16 protein-coding genes are annotated in these 19,978 nt (G+C 70.4%); 8 read left to right on the forward strand and 8 right to left on the reverse strand.

Annotated elements, in window-relative coordinates; all coding sequences use genetic code 11:
* Positions 1-50: 50 nt before the first annotated feature.
* Positions 51-1,541: a hypothetical protein gene (locus AW270_RS06945; protein ID WP_061291873.1), complete on the reverse strand. Its 1,491-nt coding sequence runs from the start codon at positions 1,539-1,541 to the stop codon at positions 51-53.
* A 185-nt stretch (positions 1,542-1,726) separates the two neighbouring features.
* The gene (locus AW270_RS06950; RefSeq protein WP_245674594.1) at positions 1,727-2,224 is read right to left on the reverse strand and encodes a YbhB/YbcL family Raf kinase inhibitor-like protein; all 498 of its coding nucleotides are present in this window, start codon (positions 2,222-2,224) and stop codon (positions 1,727-1,729) included.
* A 298-nt stretch (positions 2,225-2,522) separates the two neighbouring features.
* Between AW270_RS06950 and AW270_RS06955 the strand changes: the two genes are divergently transcribed.
* Entirely contained in the window at positions 2,523-3,032 is a 510-nt protein-coding gene (locus tag AW270_RS06955; RefSeq protein ID WP_061291877.1) for a PH domain-containing protein, read from the forward strand.
* The gene (locus AW270_RS06960) at positions 3,029-4,507 is read left to right on the forward strand and encodes a PH domain-containing protein (RefSeq protein ID WP_245674595.1); all 1,479 of its coding nucleotides are present in this window, start codon (positions 3,029-3,031) and stop codon (positions 4,505-4,507) included. Before AW270_RS06955 ends, AW270_RS06960 begins: the two co-directional genes overlap by 4 nt.
* Here AW270_RS06960 and sepH read toward each other — a convergent pair.
* From sepH to AW270_RS06975, 3 genes are all read right to left on the reverse strand, one after another.
* Complete coding sequence (gene sepH, locus AW270_RS40470; RefSeq protein WP_061291879.1) at positions 4,504-6,321, reverse strand: septation protein SepH; 1,818 nt, start codon at positions 6,319-6,321, stop codon at positions 4,504-4,506. The genes AW270_RS06960 and sepH overlap by 4 nt on opposite strands.
* Before the next feature lie 376 nt (positions 6,322-6,697).
* The gene (locus AW270_RS06970; protein ID WP_061291883.1) at positions 6,698-7,975 is read right to left on the reverse strand and encodes a D-arabinono-1,4-lactone oxidase; all 1,278 of its coding nucleotides are present in this window, start codon (positions 7,973-7,975) and stop codon (positions 6,698-6,700) included.
* Positions 7,972-9,174, reverse strand: coding sequence for an MFS transporter (locus tag AW270_RS06975; RefSeq protein ID WP_061291885.1), 1,203 nt, complete (start codon positions 9,172-9,174; stop codon positions 7,972-7,974). Before AW270_RS06975 ends, AW270_RS06970 begins: the two co-directional genes overlap by 4 nt.
* A gap of 175 nt (positions 9,175-9,349) precedes the next feature.
* On the opposite strand from AW270_RS06975, the gene AW270_RS06980 reads away from it, so the two are divergent.
* Positions 9,350-10,495 (forward strand): lytic transglycosylase domain-containing protein, encoded by a 1,146-nt coding sequence (locus tag AW270_RS06980; RefSeq protein WP_061291888.1) that lies wholly within the window; start codon positions 9,350-9,352, stop codon positions 10,493-10,495.
* Here AW270_RS06980 and AW270_RS06985 read toward each other — a convergent pair.
* Entirely contained in the window at positions 10,457-11,434 is a 978-nt protein-coding gene (locus AW270_RS06985) for a ferrochelatase (protein WP_061291890.1), read from the reverse strand. The two genes, AW270_RS06980 and AW270_RS06985, sit on opposite strands and share 39 nt — an antisense overlap.
* Before the next feature lie 30 nt (positions 11,435-11,464).
* Here AW270_RS06985 and AW270_RS06990 point away from each other — a divergent pair, with 30 nt between their 5' ends.
* From AW270_RS06990 to AW270_RS07005, 4 genes are all read left to right on the forward strand, one after another.
* Positions 11,465-13,390, forward strand: coding sequence for a S9 family peptidase (locus AW270_RS06990; protein WP_061291892.1), 1,926 nt, complete (start codon positions 11,465-11,467; stop codon positions 13,388-13,390).
* Between the two features lie 179 nt (positions 13,391-13,569).
* Positions 13,570-14,709 (forward strand): DNA methyltransferase, encoded by a 1,140-nt coding sequence (locus AW270_RS06995; protein WP_218009116.1) that lies wholly within the window; start codon positions 13,570-13,572, stop codon positions 14,707-14,709.
* 6 nt (positions 14,710-14,715) lie between these two features.
* On the forward strand, positions 14,716-15,840 hold the full coding sequence (locus tag AW270_RS07000; protein WP_061291894.1) for a hypothetical protein: 1,125 nt from the start codon (positions 14,716-14,718) through the stop codon (positions 15,838-15,840).
* Entirely contained in the window at positions 15,837-18,035 is a 2,199-nt protein-coding gene (locus AW270_RS07005) for an ATP-binding protein (protein ID WP_063819122.1), read from the forward strand. The genes AW270_RS07000 and AW270_RS07005 overlap by 4 nt, the downstream gene beginning before the upstream one ends.
* Before the next feature lie 19 nt (positions 18,036-18,054).
* On the opposite strand, the gene AW270_RS07010 is transcribed toward AW270_RS07005, so the two are convergent.
* Positions 18,055-18,792, reverse strand: a complete 738-nt coding sequence (locus AW270_RS07010; RefSeq protein WP_061291896.1) for an aminoglycoside adenylyltransferase domain-containing protein — start codon at positions 18,790-18,792, stop codon at positions 18,055-18,057.
* 40 nt (positions 18,793-18,832) lie between these two features.
* Here AW270_RS07010 and AW270_RS07015 point away from each other — a divergent pair, with 40 nt between their 5' ends.
* Positions 18,833-19,642, forward strand: a complete 810-nt coding sequence (locus AW270_RS07015) for an inositol monophosphatase family protein (RefSeq protein WP_061291898.1) — start codon at positions 18,833-18,835, stop codon at positions 19,640-19,642.
* A gap of 79 nt (positions 19,643-19,721) precedes the next feature.
* On the opposite strand, the gene AW270_RS39465 is transcribed toward AW270_RS07015, so the two are convergent.
* Positions 19,722-19,886 (reverse strand): hypothetical protein, encoded by a 165-nt coding sequence (locus AW270_RS39465; RefSeq protein ID WP_169807267.1) that lies wholly within the window; start codon positions 19,884-19,886, stop codon positions 19,722-19,724.
* Positions 19,887-19,978 lie beyond the last annotated feature (92 nt).

Below are 19,978 nucleotides of genomic sequence, written 5' to 3' on the forward strand. Positions count from 1 at the left end.
CGGCGACTTTATGCCAAGGTCAGCCGGGGGGTCGAACACGGACGGGGAAATCAGCGGTAATAGTCGGGTTGGTCGGTCTCCGGATTGCCGCGGTGGGTGCCGCGCCGCCCGACACCGCTGCGGGTGGTCTGCTCGGGATAGAGCTCGTCGTAGGAGGGCCAGCTCCCGCCGGTGTTCTGCGGCGGGGCGGGGTTGGGGTAGCCCTGCTGGTCGTAGCCGTAGGCGCCGGCCACCGAGTCGGAGTCGTCGATCGTCGCCCACCCGGCGCTGACCTCGTAGGACCCGGGCGGCGGGGTCGGCAGGTTGCCGGTCTGGTAGGCCCCGGTCGAGAAGTCGTTGTAGGACGGGGGCGGCGGAGCGGGCATCTGGTAGCCCGCCGCCTCGCCGGCCGCCCAGGTCGACCCGCTGCCCTGCACCGGCTGCGGGTCGTCGAACACGTCGCCGCCGCCCCACGCCGGGGGAGCCGCGGCCGGCGGCTGCGGGTAGTTGGGCGCGGGCTGGACGGCCCAGCCGGAGGGCTCGGGGTAGGCCGGGGGGATCGGCTCGGGCTGCGCCGCGGGCGGAACCGGGAAGTTGCCGCTGGTGTAGCCCGTGTCGTAGCCGGGGCGGCTGGGGAACGGTCCGGTGGCGGGCTGGTCGAAAGCGCCCGGCCGGGTCTCGAACATGCCGGTCGACGGCCCGGTGGAGAACGGGTCGGTCGAGGCGCCCGGCGGGGGGAACGGGCCGGTCGCGGGGCTGGTCAGATCGGGGGTCGGGGCGGAGAAGGTGACCGTCTTCTGCTCGGCGAGCTGCGAGGAGGGGGTGGCGCGCAGGCCGTCGACGACGCCGGTGTCGGGGGAGAAGAAACCGTTGGACGGGGTGCCCGCGTTGAGCGCGCTGCTGATCGGGGTGACCACGCCCGGGGTGAGCGTGGCCGCGATCGGGGTCACCACACCGGGGACCGGGGCGGCGGGCGGCGGCACGGCGGCCGGGCGCTGGGGGAGGATGCCCTGGACAGTCGCGGCGTTGGGGTCGATCGCCCCGGAGGACACGGAGGAGACCGGGGACACCGGGGAGGAGGCGGCGGGCTCGGGCTCGACCGGGCGGGAGTGGGCCATGCGCTGCTTGATGGTCCCCCCGAACGCGCCGTCGTCGGCGCGGACGCGCGACCAGTAGTCGTCGTCGTAGTCGTCGTCGGCGCCCCACTCGTCGACCCCCCGCTTGCCACGGGGAGCACCGGCGCCGGCGGGCTGCTTGCCACGCTGCGCGGGCTTGGCGCCCTGGCGGCTGCCCGGACGGGGCTGCGCGCCGGGGGCCTTGGCGACCGGTTTGACCGGCGCCTTCTTCGGCTCCTCGAACGCGTCGAAACCCTCGGGGAAACTCTCGAAGAACGTCTCTTCGGCCGGCCGGCTGCCCTTCTTCTTCGCGGCGCCCTCGGCCATCGCCTTGATGCGCTCGGAGGAGAGCGCGCTCTCTCTCCGGTTCATCGACCGCATGCCCAGCGCCACCACTATCAGCACCAGCAGGACAACGGCGACAAGGCCCAAAATGACCGCGGTCATAGCACCACCCTCAAGGCCATGGCCTTCCAGCGGCGCCGGTGAGATCGCGCGGCCATCGACGCGACCTGCCCCCTGTGATCACCTGCGCTCAGCAATTCAGGATCCGATTCTGCTCGACCACAATGACCGTTGTCACACCCTAGGCGAAGATTGGTCCACCACTACTACCTCCGGTCATCAGCATGTCACTCGATGTCAGCCGCCGTGAGGCGACCTCGGGCGATGGTGTGGGACGCGATGGTGGCCAGACTCTCCGAGAGGGGGGCGCCCTGAGGGAGGTCCAGCTCCTTGTTCAGGGCGTAGACGGTGAAACGGTAGCTGTCATCGGGCTGGCATGGGGGCACATATCCGACTTTTCCATTGGTCGTCTGCCCCTGCCGGGCACCTCTAGGGGTGCCGTTCTCCGCGAGCTCGGTGGTGTTGGGGTCGATGTTGAACACCACCCAGTGCACCATCGCTTTCTGCCCGTCGGCGTTGTCGTCGACCACGAGGGCCACCGACTTGGCGCCCGACGTACCCGACCAGCGGAGGGGCGGATTGCCCAGGTCTCCCTTGCACGAGTAGCCGGACGGCAGTGGATCGCCGTCACGGAACTGCGGGCTCGACACACTGATCACGTCGAGGTCGGCGGGCGAACCGCCGCCCACGATCCCGCAGCCCGAGGTCGATGCCGTCAGCGCCACGACAGCCGCCGGTAGGAGAGCGGCTCGGCGCGTGCGAACGGACTTCGTCAGCGACCCCATGCCCGTTGATGCTACGCGGATCCCGCTGGTGCGCCGACCGGATCGCGATGATCCAGCGCGAGAAGAAACTCCACATAAGCCGGGTTCGTTCACCCTGCCCCTCCGCCCGAACCCGTGTGACCTGGGATTCCTATGTTTCGGGTGGGGAACGGGTACTCGCCGGTAGAAATCTTCAAGGGGGGGTTGGGGGGTGACCAACGGCACATCCCGACGATTTAGGGTGGACTCGTGATGCCAGATGCGTGACGCGTTGCGTGACCCCGCCAACCAGGTGTCGCCGAGGGCCAGGTCGTTGTGGTTCGCGGAGGCCGTCATCGTGACGGCGCTGCTGGTGGGCGGGCTGGTGCTGCTGTCCATGTGGATGACCGGCTGGGAGTTCCTCCCGCAGTGGCTGCTCGACCGCACCTGGGTGGTCGCGCTCGTGCTCGGGCTGCTGATGGTGCCGTTCGTGCTCGCCGAGCCGGTCGTGCGGTTCGCCGTGCACCGCTGGGAGCTGGCCGCCGACGTCGTCTACGCCCGGTCGGGCTGGCTGTCGCGCAAGTGGGTGTTCGTGCCGGTGTCCCGCATCCAGACGGTCGACAAGGCGCAGGGCTGGCTGGAGCGCTTCTTCGGGCTGGCGACGGTGGAGATCCGGACCGCGTCCTACGCGGGGTCGTCCACGATCAAGGGTCTCGACTACGAGGTGGCCGCGCGGCTGGCCGAGGAGCTGTCGCGCCGGGCCCAGGAACTCCGGGACGACGCGACGTGAGCCTGCCCTTCCATGAGCCGGTGCCCGAGGCCGCCCGGCTCAGCCCGCGCCTGCTGCTCATAGACCCCATAAGGGTGCTGCCCTCGCTGCTGGTGCCGCTCGCGGGGGTGCTGGTCGCCGGGGGGTTCTCGCCGCGCTCGTTCATCTGGGCCGCGTTCGGCGTCGCCGGTTCGGTCCTGTACGCCGTGGTGCGCTGGGCCACCTTCTCCTACACGATCACCGGCGGCCGCCTGGAGCTCTCCCGGGCCTTCATCGGCCGCTCGACCCGGGTCATCCCGCTGGAGCGCATCCGGGGCGTCGACGTCACCACCCCGTTCCTCCACCGGCTGCTCGGCCTGGCGGTGCTGAAGCTCGACACCGGCGCGGGCGGCGAGAAGCAGGAGGGCGAGCTCGACGGCATCACGGTCGAGGAGGCCGAACGGCTGCGCGCCGTGCTGCTGGCCCGCCACGCGGGGGTCACTGGGGCCCCCGGGGTCGCCGGGCAGCCTCTCGAACAGGCCGCCGCCGCGCCGCGCGACCACGTGTTCCTGCGCGTGCCCCCGGCCTGGCTCCGCTACGGCCCGCTGTCCGGCGCGTTCCTGTTCACCCCTTTCGCGCTGGTCGCCGGCGCGGTCGGCCTGGCGTTCCAGTGGGGCGGCGAGCTCGGGCTCGACGAGGACGACGCGGTGGCGGTCGGCTCGTGGCTCTGGGGCCACCCGCTGCTGCTCGTCGGCGTCGCGGTCGCGCTGGTCGTGCTCATGCCGTTCCTGGGCGCGGCCATGTACGCCGTCTTCAACTGGAACTTCGTGTTGTTCGGCCGGGGCGACCACCTGGTCGCCGAGCGCGGCCTGATCAACCGGCGCGTGGTCTCCCTCGAACGCCGCCGCATCCGGGGCTACGAGATCGCCGAGAGCCCATTGGAGCGCCAGGCGAAGGTGGCCCGCCTGTGGGCCGTGGTGACCGGCCTCGGCGACTCCCAGACGCGCGGCCAGCTCCTGCCGGTGGCCCCCCGCGCCGCCGTCGGCGACATCGCCGCCGAGGCCGTCGGCCCGTTCAGCGAGGCGCTGCGCCCTCACCCGCCCGCCGCCCGGCGCCGCCGCCTGTTCCGGGCGATCGCGCCGTGGCTGGTCCTGGCCCTGGTCCTGTACGCCCTGGGCCAGACCATCATCGGGATCATCGCCACCGTCCTGGCCGTGGCCGGAATCGCGCTCGGCCTCGACCGTTACCGCTCGCTGGGCCACACCTACGACGGAACCCGGCTGTCGGTCCGCTCGGGATCGCTGCGCCGGGCCCAGGCGGTCGTCGAACGCCGGGCGGTGGTCGGCTGGACCATCGAGCAGTCGTGGTTCCAGCGCCGGGCCGGACTGGTCACCGTGATCGCCGGGGTCGGCGCGGGCAGCGGCGGCTACAAGGCGATCGACGCCGGGGAGACCCAGGCGGCCGCCTTCGCCGCCGAGGTCACCCCCGAGTGGATGGCGCCCTTCCTCAAGCGTTAGTCCTGCTTGGGAGCGCCGAACATGATCTCGTCCCACGACGGGACGGACGCCCGGCGCGCCCGCGACTTGCGGCGCGGGGCGGGCTTGGGCGCCGGAGCGGGCGCGGCGCCCGCGGGCACCGGCTCGGACGGCTTGTCCTCCTTCGGCGCGGGCCGTTGCGCGGGCGGCTTGGCCCGGGGCGGCCCCGGCCGTGGCGCGACCGTCTTCGGCATGACCGCCGGAGTGGGCGGCTCCTCCACCGGCTCCTCGGCGACCGGCTCCGGAGCGGGGGCCGGGGCGGGAACGGGGGCGGGCGTGGGCTGCGCCGGAACGACGGCGGGCGCCTCGGGCGCTACGAACGCGGTCGCCTCTTCGACGGCACGGTCCACGACCGGGGCGGCGGGCTCGGCGGGACGCGCCTCCGCCGCCGGAGCGGCCGGGGTGCTTCGCGGTTCCGGCGCGACCGGCTGAGCCTCGCGAACGACGGGCTCGGCGGCTTTCGGCTCGGGAGCGGCCTCTTGCGCCGCAGATGCCTCGGGAGTCGCCTGCGCCGAAGCCGCTTCGGGCGTCGCGGGGGCGGCCGGCGCCTCGGCCGGGCGGACCTCCTGCGCGGCCGGTGTCGCGGTCGCCTCTTCGGGCGCGCTCGGCCGCGGCTCGGCGACGGGCGCGCTGACCTGCGTCTCCGGCCTCGCGGGAGCGACGGCCTGCGGTTCCGCTGTCGCGGGGGCGGCGGCCTGCGGTTCCGGTGTCGCGGGGGCGGCGGCCTGCGGTTCCGGTGTCGCGGGGGCGCGGACCGGTTCGGCCGGGGCGGCGGGGCCGGCCTGCGGCTCGGGGGCGCTCGGCGTCTCCTGCGCGGCGGCCTGCGGTTCCGGGGTCACCGGCGCGCTGACGGGCGGCTCGGCGGCCTGCGGCTCGGCGGTCGCGAGGCGGGTGTCCTTGGCCGGGGGCGCGGCGGGCGGCGGCTCGGGCGCGGTGTAGTAATGGGTCGGCTGGGACGGGGGCGCGCTGACCTGGGGCTCCGGCGGCCCGTAGTTCGGGGGCCGGGGCGGCTCGGCGGGCTCGTGGAAGGCGGCCGGAAGGGACGGCTCGGGGCTGAACCGGGGCGAGAAGTGGTCGGGCAGGTTGCCGTTCGGCGCGACGCGCAGCGGCGCGGGCTCGGCCACGTCGTAGTCGAACTCGGGCGGCGGGACCGGGGCGAGCTTGCCCGCGATCCTGGGCACGAAGGGGCGTACCGTCGCCTCTTCGGCCTGGGGGTCGGCGTAGTCGTCGGCCGACAGGCGCATGGCCTCGTCGTCGTAGGGGGAGACGTGGCGGCGGCGGGGGTCGAAGAGCCACTCGGCGTGGCGGGTGTGGCCGTTCCAGACGTACCCGAGCTTGATGCGCCACAGGTTGTCGTCGCGCTTGCAGGAGTCCCAGTCGATCTCGTCGACGGGGACGCCGCGCCGGGTGAGGCGCTCGGCGACGAGCTCGCCGAGGGTGGGGCGGGCGGCGGACTCGCCGGGGAGGCGCACGGCGACCCGCTGGGCCTGCTGGGCGATGTACTCGCGTTCCTGGAGCACCGGCCCCTCGAACCAGCGCACCCGCTCGACCGGGATGCCCGCCGTGGCGGCGATCTCCTCGGCGGTCTCACCGGCACGGATGCGGGCCTGGATCTCCTTGGGACGCAACGGGCTCTCCACTTCGATCTCAAATTGACCGAGACGGGAGAAGTTGCCGCGGACGGCAGCGCGGAGCCGGTCGTCGACGGGCAGCGTGAAGCGGGTACCCCTCCCGGCCGTGGCCAGGACGAGGTAAGTGCCGTCCTCACTCACCGCGACGAGACGGAGCTCCTGCATGCGAGTCCCTTCGTCGTGCTGAATCTTCCCCCGGACCCTTGAGTCTCTCGCGTGAGCCGGTTGCCTTCCAAGCACCGTACCCGGCATGTCCGAACATCGCCTTCTCCAGGGGCTGCGGAGGCGACATGACGCCAGTCACAATTCGTCGTGGCGGATGGGTGGCGCGAGCCACACCCGGCCTTCGGCCGTGCGCGTCTCGTGTCTATCGGGCAGTTCAGTGGCGCGAGCCACACCCGGCCTTCGGCCGTGCGCGTCTCGCTTTGTCGCGTTCACCCTGCTATAGACAGGCGGGTTGAGCAAGCGGTTCGGGGTCCTCGTCGGATTCTCCCGGTAGACGTACCTGAGGGTGGTGAACTTGGGTCAACTCGACGGAGAACTAGCCGCCCAGGACACGGTCCAGGTAGGCGTTGCCGAAGAGACGGTCGGGGTCGAGCCGGTTACGTAGCGCCACGAAATCCGTGAAACGCGGATATACCCCTGAAAGATATGTGTAGTCCTGATTGTGCAGCTTGCCCCAGTGGGGCCGGCCGCCCAGCGCGGTCATGATCTCCTCCACCGCCGCGAAGTAGGAGGGGTTCGGGGTCCGCCGGTAGACGTGGCAGGCGATGTACGCGGTGTCCCGGTCGTGGGCGGTCGACAGCCAGGCCGTCGAGGGCGGCGTGACCCGCACCTCCACCGGGAACGAGATCCGCCACGGCGACCGCTCCACCAGGGCGCGCACCTCGCGGAGGGCGGAGGCCAGGTGGCGGCGCGGGACGGCGTACTCCATCTCCAGGAACCGCACGTCGCGCACGCTGGTGAAGACCTTGTACGCGGTGTCGGCGCTCTCCGACGCGCTGAGCACCACCCCGGAGAGCCGGTTGATCGGCGGGATGACCGCCGGGAACCGTGCCCCCACCCGGTTGGTCACCTCGAACACCCGGTTCTCCAGGAAGACCTCGTCGAGCCAGGTGCGGAACCGGCCGGGCGTGTGCTGCCCGCCGGTCGCCCGGTTGTTCCGTTTGACCAGGCACCGGTCGGTGTGCGGGAACCAGAAGAAGTCGAGGTGGTCGTTGTCCAGCGTGTAGGCGTCCAGCGCGTCGAGAACCGCGTCGAAGGTCATCGGCGCCCGGCGGCTGTGCAGCAGGAACGCCGGTTCGACCCGGAACGTCACCGCCGTCACGACGCCCAGCGCCCCCAGCCCGACCCGGGCCGCGTCGAACAGGTCGCCCTCCGAGACGGTCACCAGGGACCCGTCGGCGAGCACGAGCTCCAGCCCGGTCACCTGGTCGGCCAGCCCGCCGACCGACCGGCCGCTGCCGTGGGTGCCGGTCTGGATCGCCCCGGCCACGGTCTGCACGGTGACGTCGCCCATGTTGGCCAGGGCCAGCCCGCGCCGGTCGAGCTCGACGTTGAGCACGTGGACGGGGGTCCCGGCGGCCACGGTGACGGTGTCGTCGCCGACCGACAGGATCCCGGTCAGGCCGTCCGGCCGGAGCAGGATCCCGTCGGTGAGGGCCACCCCGGTGAAGGAGTGGCCCGTGCCGGTCATGCGGACCTTGCGGCCCTGCCGCCGGGCGTCGCCCACGGCCTGCGCGACCTCGGCGGGTGAACTCGGCGAACGCGTCTCAGCCGGGGTGATCGACTGGTTGCCCGCCCAGTTCGTGAACGTCATGAATGTGAACGATACTCAGAAACCACCGGCGTTCGTAGTGCGCTCGACCCGGCCAGCCCGACGACGGCCGCCAGCAGGGCGCAGCCGTAGGCGAAACCGTACGCGTTGGACGCGCCGAACGTCTCGGCCAGGTGGCCGCCAGCCCAGGCGCCGACCGCCACGCCGAACCCGATCGAGGTCGTCAGCCACGACATGCCCTCGTTGAGCTGGGTGGCCGGGACCATCCGCTCGATCAGCGAGAAGCTGGTGATCAGGGTGGGCGAGATCGCCAGGCCGGCGAAGAACAGCGCGACCGCCATCGGGGCCAGCTCGCCGATCAGCACGATCGGGGTCAGGCCCACCGCGAACACGCCGAGGCCGCGCACGAACCGGCTGCGGAGGGTGAGCTTCCAGGCGCGGGAGCCGTACCAGAGACCCGAGACCATCGACCCGGCGCTGAACGAGGCCAGCAGCAGCCCGGCCACCGCCCTGTTGCCGTGTTCCTGGGCGAAGGCCACCGTGACGATGTCGACCGTGCCGAACACCGCCCCCATGCCGAGCAGGACGACCGACAGCAGCGCCACCCCCGGGATCGCGATCGGCGACCCCCGGTGCTCCCGGTGCCGGACGACCGGCGGCTGGCTCGACCGCAGCAGCGCGAACGCCGTCGTGCCCGACACCGCCAGGACGACGGCGACGACGAGACCGGCGTACACGTTCAGGGACGTGGCCACCAGCGCGGTGAAGGCCGGTCCGGTGACGAAGATCACCTCGTCGGCGACCGACTCGAACGAGAACGCGGTGTGCAGCTTCGCCGGGTCGTCGAGCAGGTGGGACCAGCGGGCCCGCACCATCGACCCGAGCTGCACCGCCGCCATGCCCGCCAAGGCGCCGGACAGGAACAGCGTCCAGGTCGGCGCGGCGGCGTGCGCCAGCAGCATCAGCGCCACGAGCGCGCCGCCGTGCGCCAGCACGGCCGGGAGCGCGACCCGGGCCTGGCCGAAGCGGTCGCTCAGCCGCCCCATGACGGGCGCGCCGACGGCGGTGGACAGGGCGAAGACGGCCGCGACCGCGCCCGCCGTCGCGATGGATCCGGTGACCTCCTGGACGAGCAGCGTGATCCCGATGCCCAGCATGGACATGGGGATGCGCCCGACGAAACCGGAGAGGACGAAGCCCTTCGCACCTGGCGTGCGGAACAGACCCCGATACGTACGCATGAGAACAGACCTCTAACCCGTACCCAAGCGTCCGGGCGAGCCGATGAACGGCTGCGGCCATGGGGGAATGGGATGGCACGCGGACGACTACTGCTTACTCCCCTTGAAACTCTTCTGACCATGTCTCACAGCCGATGTGGATGGCAAGTGAGTTTCCGGTCGATAAGGTACCAACGTGAACAGGGCTCCCCGTCATCCCCGGTTCACGCCGCTTCTCGCGCTCGTGGCCGGGCTCGCCGCGACGATCGTGGTGACGCTCACCGCCGGCGGTGTGTTCCTGCTCGGCGCCGGTGAGGAACAGCCCGTGGCCGGGGAGGACGTGCCGAACCTCGTCCCCGACCGGACGATCCCCTCCGCGCCCCCCGCCATCGGCGGGCCGGGCGTCCAGGTGACCCCGCCGCAGCTGCTCGGCATCGCGCCCCGGCCGGTGCCCCAGGAGACGGTGCTGCGCATCGCCAAGGTCAAGCACGTCCAGAAGGTCGCCCTCGTGGCGGGCGGCGGGGTGCGGCTGTCGGGCCACCCGCTGCAGCTGCTGGCCGTCGAACCGGCCCAGTTCCGGTCGTGGACGCCCAAGCCGGTCGCCGAGCACCCCGAGGTGTGGAGCGCCATCGCGCGCGGCGAGGTGGTCGCCGACCGGGCCGTCATGAAGCGGCTCGGGATGATCCTGGGGGAGGAGTACCAGGTCGACAACGGCCCCCGCCTGCGCATCGCCGCCTCGGCCACGCTCGGCTTCCCCAACATCGACGGCCTGATCTCCAAGGACCTCGGGCAGCGGCTCGGCTTCTCCGACGGGGTGGTCGTGCTCGTCCACGGCGAGAAGGTCAGCGGGACGCGGGTGCGCAAGCTGATGGGCACCGGGTCGAGCGTCGTGCCCATCGGGGTGGTCAAGGAGCAGCGGCCCGCCGGACGGGACGCCGCCCCGAAGCAGACCCTCGTCGGCCGCCCCGAGAGCTACCTGGAGCTCTACCAGCGCTCGGCCGCCGTCTGCCCGGGGCTGTCGTGGACGGTCCTGGCCGCGATCGGCCAGGTCGAGAGCGGCCACGGCCGCAACAACGGCCCGTCGTCGGCCGGGGCGCTCGGCCCGATGCAGTTCATGCCGGCCACCTGGCGGGCCTACGGCGTCGACGGCGACGGGGACGGCGAGGCCGACATCTGGAGCGCCTACGACGCCGTGCCCGGCGCGGCCAACTACCTGTGCGCCACCGGCGCGGCCGGTGGCGGCGAGAGCCTCAGGAAGGCCGTGTGGGCCTACAACCACTCGTGGGACTACGTGAACAAGGTCCTAGGACTCGCCGCCGCCTACGCCAGGGCGTACCCGTGAGGGCGCCGGGCAGCAGGTGACCGGGCAGGCCGTCGGCTCGGGCTCGTTCACCAGGTCGCGGATCATCTCGACGAACCTCGGGTGGGTGCCGGCCGTGCCCGCGCGGGCCAGGCGCAGGCCCAGCTCGGCGGCCCGGTCTCGGGCCTCGACGTCGAGGTCGTAGAGGACCTCCATGTGGTCGGAGACGAACCCGATCGGCACCAGCACGACCGACTCGACGCCCTTGGCGTGGAGGGTCTCCAGGTGGTCGCAGACGTCGGGCTCCAGCCACGGGATCTGCGGCGGGCCGCTGCGGCTCTGCCAGACCAGGTCGAAGTCGGCTGCCCCGACCTCGGCCGCGACCAGCGCGGAGGCCTCCCGCAGCTGGCGCTCGTAGGCGTTGCCCTGCGGCCCGGCCGAGACGGCCATCGACACCGGGATCGAGTGGGCGGTGAACACCAGCCGCGCCTCGCCGCCGATCTCGTCGAGGGCCGCGCGGGTGCGGTCGGCCATCGCCGCGACGAACCCCGGATGGTCGTAGAAGTGGCGCATCTTGATCAGCTCGGGCCCGCCGGGCACGGCCGCGGCGGCGCGGGCGATGTCCTCCCGGTACTGACGGCAGCTCGAATAGGAGGCCGTGGCCGCCGTCGCGAACGCCGCCGCCCTCTTGATCCCGTCGGCCTTCATCCGGGCGACGGTCTCCTCCAGGAAGGGGTGCCAGTTGCGGTTGCCCCAGTAGACCGGCAGGTCGACGACCTTCTCCAGCTCGGCGATCAGCGCCCGGTTCTGGTCGTTGATCGGGCTGGCCCCGCCCATGGCCTGGTAGTGGGCCTCCACCTCCAGGAGCCGCTCGCGCGGCACACCCCGTCCGCGCACCACGTTCTCCAGGAACGGGAGCACGTCTTCCGGTCGCTCCGGCCCGCCGAACGACAGCACGACGACCGCGTCGTAGTTCCCCATGTGCCCAGCTTAGGGGGGTAGGTTCGACGGATGAGCTCGATCTTCCAGGATGTGCGTGACTACGTCGCCGTCCCCCGGACGGCCTCGCTGCGTCTGGCCCCCGACGGCTCCCGGCTCGTGGCCGTCACGCAGTCCCTGAACCCCGACGGCAAGAGCTACGGCACGGCGCTCTACGACATCCCCCTCGACCCCGGCGGCGAGCCTGCCCGGCTGACCCGGTCGGCGAAGGGAGAGAGCGGCGCGGTCTTCACCCCCGACGGCGACCTGCTCTTCGTGTCGGCCCGCCCCGACCCGACCGAGAAGGACGAGAACGACAAGCCGGCCCTGTGGCTGCTGCCGAAGACCGGCGAGCCCCGCCGCCTGGCCACCCGTCCGGGCGGGATCTCCGGCGTGCGGGCCGGAGGATCCTCGGTGGTGTACCTCTCCGAGGTGTTCCCCGGCGACCCGGACACCGAGCGGCAGCGCCGCAAGGACCGCGAGGAGGCCGGGATCACCGCGATCCTCCACGAGGGCTACCCCGTCCGCTTCTGGGACCACGACCTCGGCCCCGGCCGTCCCCGCCTGTTCTCGCTGGAGCACGGCGACCTGACCCCCGACGCGGGCGACGCGCTGCAGCGGACCGCCTTCGACGTCACCCCCGACGGCGCGACCGTCGTCGCGCTGTGGCGCGAGGAGTTCCCCCTCGGCGACTACCGCGCCCGCGTGGTCGCGCTGACCGGCGGCGAGCGCCGCGTCCTGGCCGCTGACGACGACCACCACTTCGAGGGTCCCGTCGTGGTCTCGCCCGACGGCCGCTACGTCGCCTGCCACCGCGAGCGCCTCACCACCGAGACCCTCTCGGCCAGGGGCGAGCTGTGGCTGATCGACCTGGAGACCGGCGACCAGCGCTCCCTTGGCGACTCCGGCCACTCGATCGCCTGGGCCCCCGACTCCTCCTTCCTGTACGCCGCCTGCGACGACCGCGGCCGCCGCCCGATCTTCGCGGTGTCCCTCGACGGCGAGCGCCGCCGCGTCACCTCCGACCACGGCGCCTACATCGAGATCAACGTGGCCCCCGACGGCACCGTCTACGCCCTGCGCGGCGCCGTCGACCACCCGCCCGTCCCGGTGAGGCTCACCGAAGGCGGCTACGTCACGCTGCCGTCCCCCACCCCCGACCTCGACCTGCCCGGCACCCTCACCGAGGTGACCGCCACCGCCGAGGACGGCACCGAGATCCACGCCTGGCTGGTGCTGCCCGCCTCGGAGCAGCCCGCCCCGCTGCTGCTGTGGATCCACGGCGGCCCGCTCGGCAGCTGGAACGACTGGTCGTGGCGGTGGAACCCCTGGCTGATGGCCGCGAAGGGCTACGCCGTGCTGCTGCCCGACCCCGCCATGTCGACCGGCTACGGGCAGCGGATGATCGACCGGGGCTGGGGCGAATGGGGCCCGGTCACCCACGGCGACCTGATGGCGATCACCGACGCCGCCTGCAAGCTCCCCGAGATCGACGAGGCCCGCACCGCCGCCATGGGCGGCTCCTTCGGCGGCTACATGGCCAACTGGGTGGCCGGCCACACCGACCGCTTCAAGGCGATCGTCACCCACGCCTCCCTGTGGAACCTCGACCAGTTCGCCGGCACGACCGACGTCTCCTCCTACTGGCAGCGCGAGTTCGGCGCCCCCGGCTCCGACCGCTACCGGCGCCTGTCGCCGCACCACTGGCTCGACCGGATCACCACGCCGATGCTGGTCATCCACGGCGACAAGGACTACCGCGTCCCCATCGGGGAGGGCCTGCGCCTGTGGTGGGACCTCCAGCGCACCGGCGCCGAGGCCAAGTTCCTGTACTTCCCCGACGAGAACCACTGGATCCTCAAACCCGGCAACTCGATCGCCTGGTACGACACCGTCTTCGCGTTCCTGGCCCACCACGTGCTGGGCGAGGACTGGGACAGGCCCGGCTCGGTGGCCTGACGACCGGGGCTCGGTTCTCGTAACCGGGCCCCCGTCATATTTATAGACAAACCCTTTTGCGTACCCGGTTCCCCTCCGCTGTAAAGCATCTAATCTCGATCTGATGAATACGTCCCTATCTCGTTAGTATTCACCGTTCATAGCTATGCTCGGGCGGATTGTCATTTTATGATCACCGCATGCCGGTAGCGGTGGACATGGAGGCATGGCCGGAAGACTGGCTCCGACTGAATGCGGTTTGCCCCTACTACACGATGTTCCCGCTGGATTTCCCCCTTCGGCAGATGGCCGTATATCCCGAGGCCAAGAGCGTCCTTGACCCCTTCTGCGGTCGGGGAACCACTCTGTTCGCCGCCCGGCTGGCCGGTCGATCCGCAGTGGGCATCGATCTGAATCCGGTCGCGAGTGCGATCGCCCGAGCGAAACTCACCCGTGTCGGGCCGGCGCCGGTGGTCCGCCTGACCAGAAAACTGATCAAGGAATACGGCTGTGCCCCCGCTCCTGCCGGGGATTTCTGGAACTGGGCCTTCCACAGCCGGACGCTGCGGGAAATCGCCGCCCTCCGGACGGGATTACTCGACCGGCAGGACACGCCCACCTCGGTGATGCTCCGTGCCCTGATTCTGGGGATTCTCCACGGCCCGAGAAACAAGGGATTACCGTCCTATCTGTCCAACCAGATGCCTAGGACCTACGCCTCGAAACCCGCCTACGCGGTCCGGTTCTGGCGTGAGCGGGATCTTCGGCCCGTATTCGTCGATCCGGTTCAGGTGATCACGCGCAGAGCGGAGCGGATGCTGCGCGGCCTCCCGCCCCGTACCGCTGGGGAGGTTCTGACAGGAGACGCGGCCTCGACCGTGGCCCGGCTGAAACGACGATTCGACCTCGTGGTCACGTCCCCTCCCTACTACGGAATGCGGACGTATGTGCCTGACCAGTGGCTCAGGAACTGGTTCCTCGGCGGGCCGCCGAACGTGCCCTACGGGACTGCGGGCCAACTCGCCACCCAGAGGAACCAGGCGGCCTTCGTCTCCGCCATGGCCGAGGTCTGGCGCGCGGTCGCGAGCCGATGCTCGCCCGGAGCTCATCTGGTGATCCGCTTCGGGGCCCTTCCCTCCGTCGGCGTCTCACCCGAGAAGATGCTCCTCGCCTCACTAAGGGAGGCGAAAGCGGGATGGCTCGTGCGGGACGTGTGCCCGGCAGGGTCCGCCAGTGGGCCCCGCCGGCAGGCGGAACAGTTCAACGGGAAACATCAGACGATGGGGGTCGCCGTCGACGAGATTGATGTCACCGCCGAATTGCTGAGAAGACGCGGGTGATCGGCGATGTTCGATCCGGACCGTCTTCCCGAGTTGAAAGAGCTGGTTCGTCAGGCGACGTCGGGTGACTCGAATCTCCTGGACGAGGTGATGAGCGACGTCACACTGCTGAAACAGGACGTCAGCACCATTCAGCCCCGGAACACCAACAGGATCTCGCTGGTCGCCTCCGATGGGGGCAACAACCGTCTGGTCTTCAATCCCTTCTCGCTCCAAGTAGTACGCGTCGTGGACACCTTCGGCCAGGAACTGGTCCTTGACGTCATCTCGCCGTCGAGCGACACGACCGCATTGGGCCGGCGTCACCTTCGTCAGGGCACCCCTCTAGGGAGGCTGATGAGTGATCTGAACGCCACCTCGCTGGCCGATCTCAGCCCGATGATCCCTGCCAATCCGAAGTCGCAGTCGTGGCCGTTGGTCTTCCGGGACCTGTGCGAATGGGCGGCGCTGTACGACCTGATCACGAAGCAGACATGGGGCAGCGACACCCTGATCGTCAGAGACGGTCTCCTCAGAGCCAAGATCTTCCGGGATGACCTTTTCGTCCAGATGTACAGGAAGATCAAAGAGGCGATCGAGGTGACCAGGAGGACGCGCAGAAGAGAGATCTTCCTGGTGGGCATCGCGAAGCGGTCCCGGGTGATCGAGCGCTATCGGCTCGCGATGGCCGTTCAGGATGTCTTCAGGGCCGGTTACGCCTGCTACGTCCCCGTGCCTGCCGCGCTGCAGAGCAAGGTCTACGAATGGGACGAGTACGTCCGTTCGCCGGAGGACTCCGATGACGGCAGGGAGAATCCGAAGTTCAACATGGGCGCGATGCATCTGGTCAGGTTCGGCGGCCGTTCCGGAGACCCGGTGTGGACCGTCGACATCCTGCACAGCGAGACCGACCGGGCCCAGCAGGTGTTCGGTTCCCTGCTGGACGACGCGCAGAAGGGCTTTCCCGTCCCCTTCTATCCGCACTGCCTTCAGGAGGCCGACCGGCACGCGCAGGTGGTCGACCTGGACCTGGCGATTCTGCAGGACTCACTTGAGGAGGCCGTTCGTGAACAGATCGCCGCTGATCGACGGCATGTGTTCGACGCCCAGCGCCTCGCCGTCGCCGATCCGGCGGCTGTGAGGTATCAATGACCCTCTTCGAGAAGCAGAATGTGGTCGGCACCTTCCTCGGTTTCTCGGAAGGAGGGCTGGAATTCCACGCCGACCTCGTCCTGCCCTACCGCAACGACTTCCAGTCGTCGCCCATGCACGGGCAGTTCATCATCGTGGGATTGGAGAACGACACCGAAGCGGTGCTCGGCCGGATCACCACGATCTCCGCCCAGGGCCGCTTGGTCTCCGGAACCGGAGAGGACTACGCGTTGCGGCAGCAGCGCGAAGACCGCGCCATTCCGGAGGACCTCCGGGAGCAGTATCTGAAATACCGCGTCGACATCCGCATCCTCGGCGTCCTCCGGATCGGGGAAGCGGGAAAGCCGCCGATGTTCGTGCCCTCCCACCGGCGACTGCCCCATGTGGGGGCGAAGGTCGCCTTCCTCTCCGAGGAACTTCTCCGTCACGTGGCCGGCGCCGCCGGCGACGAGGCAGCCGAACTGGGGTTCCTGGCATTCGGGGAGTTCGTGTTCGCCGGTGACGACCCACGGGTGGGCGACGTGGAGTGGCTGGAAGTACGGAGTCCCAAGGTCATCCCACGTTTCAACGTCAACCAATTGGTCAGCAGGCGTTCCTTCGTCTTCGCGCGAGCCGGTTTCGGTAAGTCCAACCTCGTGAAGATGCAGTTCTCGAACCTGTACGGCCAGGCCAAGGCGCCCACTACGACCAAGCGGGACCGTCAAGTCCCCGTGGGCACGGTGATCTTCGATCCGGACGGCGAGTACTACTGGCCGGATGACAAGGGCAGACCGGGGCTCTGTGACGTCCCCCAGTTGAAAGACCGGCTGGTGGTCTTCACCGACAAGGAGGGCGACAGCGACTTCTACCGGTCCTTCGTCGTGGACAGGGTGAAGCTCAACATCAAGGAACTCCAGGCGGCCAAGGTCGTCTCCCTGGTCATCCCAGCCGAACGCCAGGACCAGCAGAACGTCGCCAAGCTCAAGCAGTTACGCCCCGAGGCCTGGGAACAGCTGGTCGATCAGGTGTGGCGGGAGAAGGGCGGCACCGACCTTCGCCACATCTACAGCGCTCTCCAGCTCAAGTCCGACGGCACTCAGGACGCAGAGGCGCTGGCGGCCCGCGCGAACATGGTGCGTATCGTCAACGCACTCCACGACCCTTCCAGCCAGCTTCTGGGGGCGCTCCGCCAAGCGCTCTCCGACGGCATGCTCTGCGTGGTCGACATCTCCCAAATGCGTGGAGCGCAGGGGCTCGCCCTGGCGGGAGTGATCCTCCAGCACATCTTCGAACACAACCAGGTCGAGTTCACGAAGAAGAACTCGCGCAGCATCCCGACGATCGCGGTCATCGAAGAGGCTCAGTCCGTCCTCAGCCCCGCTGCGGCGCAGGGTGAGGGTCCTTTCGTCTCCTGGGTCAAAGAGGGGCGGAAATACGATCTCGGCGCGGTACTGATCACTCAGCAGCCGGCCAGCATTCCTCCGGAGATCCTTTCCCAGGGGGACAACTGGTTCATCTTCCATCTCCTCAGCGAGGGAGACCTGCGCGCCGCGAAGAAAGCGAACGCCCATTTCTCCGACGATCTGCTGTCGTCCCTGCTGAACGAACCCATCCCCGGCCATGGGATCTTCTGGTCCAGCGCCGGAACCACGCCGTATCCCATTCCGATCCGCGCGATGCTCTTCGAAAACATGGTCAAGCCGGCCGATCCGAACTACGACCGTGGTCCCGTGGACTGCTACGCGTCCGGGCTGAGGAGACGACTCCAGCAGGCTGTCCGCCATGCGATCCAGGCTGCGGGCGGGCGCGGCGTCACCGTCGCCGACCACCTCGACACCATCGACACCTTCGCGAAGGCGGTGATCCAGCAACTGGCCGACAACGCTGACTTCCACCGCGAGGTACGGACTGACCGGGGCTACCCCTGGGGCGGGCTGCTGAAAATCCTCGCGGTAGGTCTACCCCCGACATGGAGTGGAGATCGCCGGGATTGGATTCGAGAACGTGGACTCGACGTACGAGCTCTGAACGAGGTTCTCGGCCGCGGTGCGTGGCTGGCGGAAGCGCGCCCACGAGCCAACGACCCCATGAAGTCGGCCAAGTGGGTGAAGTTGCGGGGCGTCGCCCCTTCGGCTCAGCAAGGGGCACCTCCGCCGCTTGAGGAGTGGGTGCCGGACGATCGCAATGCTCCTCCGCCCGACGTGGATTACCTCTAGCGTCCGGCCACGGCTCGGTTCAGAGGTCGATCGCGCCGGCGATCACGGCCCGGACGAGGTCGGAGGCCGCCAGGGCGCGTTCCCGCGCGTCCCTCATGAGCGGGGGCTCGCCCCGCCGGTAGGCCAGCCCTTCGCGGATCACCCGGTGGTGGGTCTCGGGGAAGGTCGCCAGGGCGTACTCCCCGGCCGCCTCCTTCGTGATCACGCGGCCGGTCGCGATCGTGCAGTGCAGGCGCGGTGAGCACAGGGTCGCCCAGGCGATCTCCGCGCGGCGGACCCGGCGGTGCCGCATCGCCTCGGCGTACGCCGCCCAGTATCCGTTCAGGTTGGCGAGGTTCCACTCGCGCAGCCGGGCGGGCTCGGGGTCCAGGTTCAGCTCGCGCGGGTGCGGGCCGCGCAGGGCGATGCCGTGGTCGCGCAGGACGAGCCACTGCACGGGGTTCACGTCGAAGCCCTGCCCGGGGCGGTAGTGCAGGCCGGTGCTGGAGGCCAGCGGGCGGATCGTCGTGACCGGGCGCGCGACGTCGTCCTGGTGGACGAAGACGCCGTTGACGGTGGGGAAGCCGAGCAGCATGCGCGCGTAGTGGAGGCCCCGGGCGTTCACCTCGCCCGAGGTCAGGGCGACGAAGTCGAGGTCGCTGCGGCGGGGGCGGAAGGCCCCCAGGGCGGCGGAGCCGACCAGGTAGAAGGCCGTGATCCGGCCGGGCAGCAGGCGATCCGCCAGGGTGAGGTAGCGCGTGGCGTTCGGGTGCGGCATGCGAGGAAACCTATCCGGCGGGCCTCGGTAGCCTGATCGCATGCCGCTGAACCCGGACAAATTCCTCGATCTCGCCCGGAGCATCGCGATCGAGGCGGGCGACCTGCTGCTCGCCGAACGCGCCGCGCTGTCCGCCCGCCCCGAAGTGGTGGAGACCAAGTCCAGCCCCACCGACGTCGTGACCGCCCTCGACCGCGCCGCCGAGGACCTGATCCGGGCCCGGATCACCGAGAACCGCCCGGACGACGCGATCCTCGGCGAGGAGGGCGGCGACACCCCCGGCGCGGGCGACGCCCGCTGGGTCGTCGACCCCATCGACGGGACGGTCAACTTCCTCTACGGCCTGCCCGCCTGGTCGGTGTCGATCGGCGTCGAGGTCGACGGGGTGATCGTGGCGGGGGTGGTCAACGTGCCGCCGATGGGGGAGGTGTTCACCGCCGTCCGGGGCGGCGGGGCGTTCCTGAACGACCGGCCGATCTCGTGCTCGACCGGGGTGCCGCTGGAGCGGGCGCTGGTGGCGACCGGGTTCGGGTACGCCGCGGGGCGCCGGGCCGTGCAGGCGCAGGTGCTGGCCGAGGTGCTGCCCCGGGTGCGGGACATCCGCCGGGGCGGGTCGTGCGCGGTGGACCTGTGCTCGGTGGCGGCCGGGCGGGTGGACGCCTACTACGAGCGCGGCACCAACTACTGGGACCACGCCGCGGGCGGTCTGATCGCCGAGGAGGCCGGCGCGAAGGTCGGGGGGCTGCGCGGGACGTCGTACAACATCGAGATGGGCCTGGCCGCCGCGCCGGGGCTGTTCGACCAGCTCCACGACCTGCTGCTCGGCCTGGACCCCGAAAGGGATCTCTGAGCAGAGCGCGAGGCCCCGCCGACCTGTTGGTCGCGCGGGGCCTCGCTCTGCTCGGGAGGGTTTTTCCAGCCTGGGTCAGTCAGCGCTGAAGAGGGATGCCGTGGTCGTCGGCCAACCTCCGAAGATCCTCGATCTCGGCGGTGAGGGTGTCGGCGAGGAAATCGTCGCCGGCGTTGGTGGCCTCCTGCAGTCCCTTGTAGGCCTGGTCGAGCCGGGTTTCGATCGTGCTCGTGAACTCGCCCATCTCACCTTCTTTCCTGTGGGGTCGACGAGCCGACGCGGAAGCGGACGCGAAGGCTCGGGGGTATGTCCACCTCTACCCACCCTGCTTAAACA

Origin of the sequence: Herbidospora cretacea, from assembly GCF_001570605.1 — a bacterium.
In the GTDB taxonomy this organism is placed as follows: Bacteria; Actinomycetota; Actinomycetes; order Streptosporangiales; family Streptosporangiaceae; genus Herbidospora; species Herbidospora cretacea.

Bases quoted from the DNA above. Each gene is read 5' to 3' on its own strand.
- sepH (WP_061291879.1), bottom strand. From the start codon at position 6,321: ATGCAGGAGCTCCGTCTCGTCGCGGTGAGTGAGGACGGCACTTACCTC.
- AW270_RS06975 (WP_061291885.1), bottom strand. From the start codon at position 9,174: ATGCGTACGTATCGGGGTCTGTTCCGCACGCCAGGTGCGAAGGGCTTC.
- AW270_RS07010 (WP_061291896.1), bottom strand. From the start codon at position 18,792: ATGCCGCACCCGAACGCCACGCGCTACCTCACCCTGGCGGATCGCCTG.
- AW270_RS07005 (WP_063819122.1), top strand. From the start codon at position 15,837: ATGACCCTCTTCGAGAAGCAGAATGTGGTCGGCACCTTCCTCGGTTTC.
- AW270_RS06955 (WP_061291877.1), top strand. From the start codon at position 2,523: ATGCGTGACGCGTTGCGTGACCCCGCCAACCAGGTGTCGCCGAGGGCC.
- AW270_RS06970 (WP_061291883.1), bottom strand. From the start codon at position 7,975: ATGACGTTCACGAACTGGGCGGGCAACCAGTCGATCACCCCGGCTGAG.
- AW270_RS07000 (WP_061291894.1), top strand. From the start codon at position 14,716: ATGTTCGATCCGGACCGTCTTCCCGAGTTGAAAGAGCTGGTTCGTCAG.
- AW270_RS06985 (WP_061291890.1), bottom strand. From the start codon at position 11,434: ATGGGGAACTACGACGCGGTCGTCGTGCTGTCGTTCGGCGGGCCGGAG.
- AW270_RS07015 (WP_061291898.1), top strand. From the start codon at position 18,833: ATGCCGCTGAACCCGGACAAATTCCTCGATCTCGCCCGGAGCATCGCG.
- AW270_RS06990 (WP_061291892.1), top strand. From the start codon at position 11,465: ATGAGCTCGATCTTCCAGGATGTGCGTGACTACGTCGCCGTCCCCCGG.
- AW270_RS39465 (WP_169807267.1), bottom strand. From the start codon at position 19,886: ATGGGCGAGTTCACGAGCACGATCGAAACCCGGCTCGACCAGGCCTAC.
- AW270_RS06995 (WP_218009116.1), top strand. From the start codon at position 13,570: ATGCCGGTAGCGGTGGACATGGAGGCATGGCCGGAAGACTGGCTCCGA.
- AW270_RS06945 (WP_061291873.1), bottom strand. From the start codon at position 1,541: ATGACCGCGGTCATTTTGGGCCTTGTCGCCGTTGTCCTGCTGGTGCTG.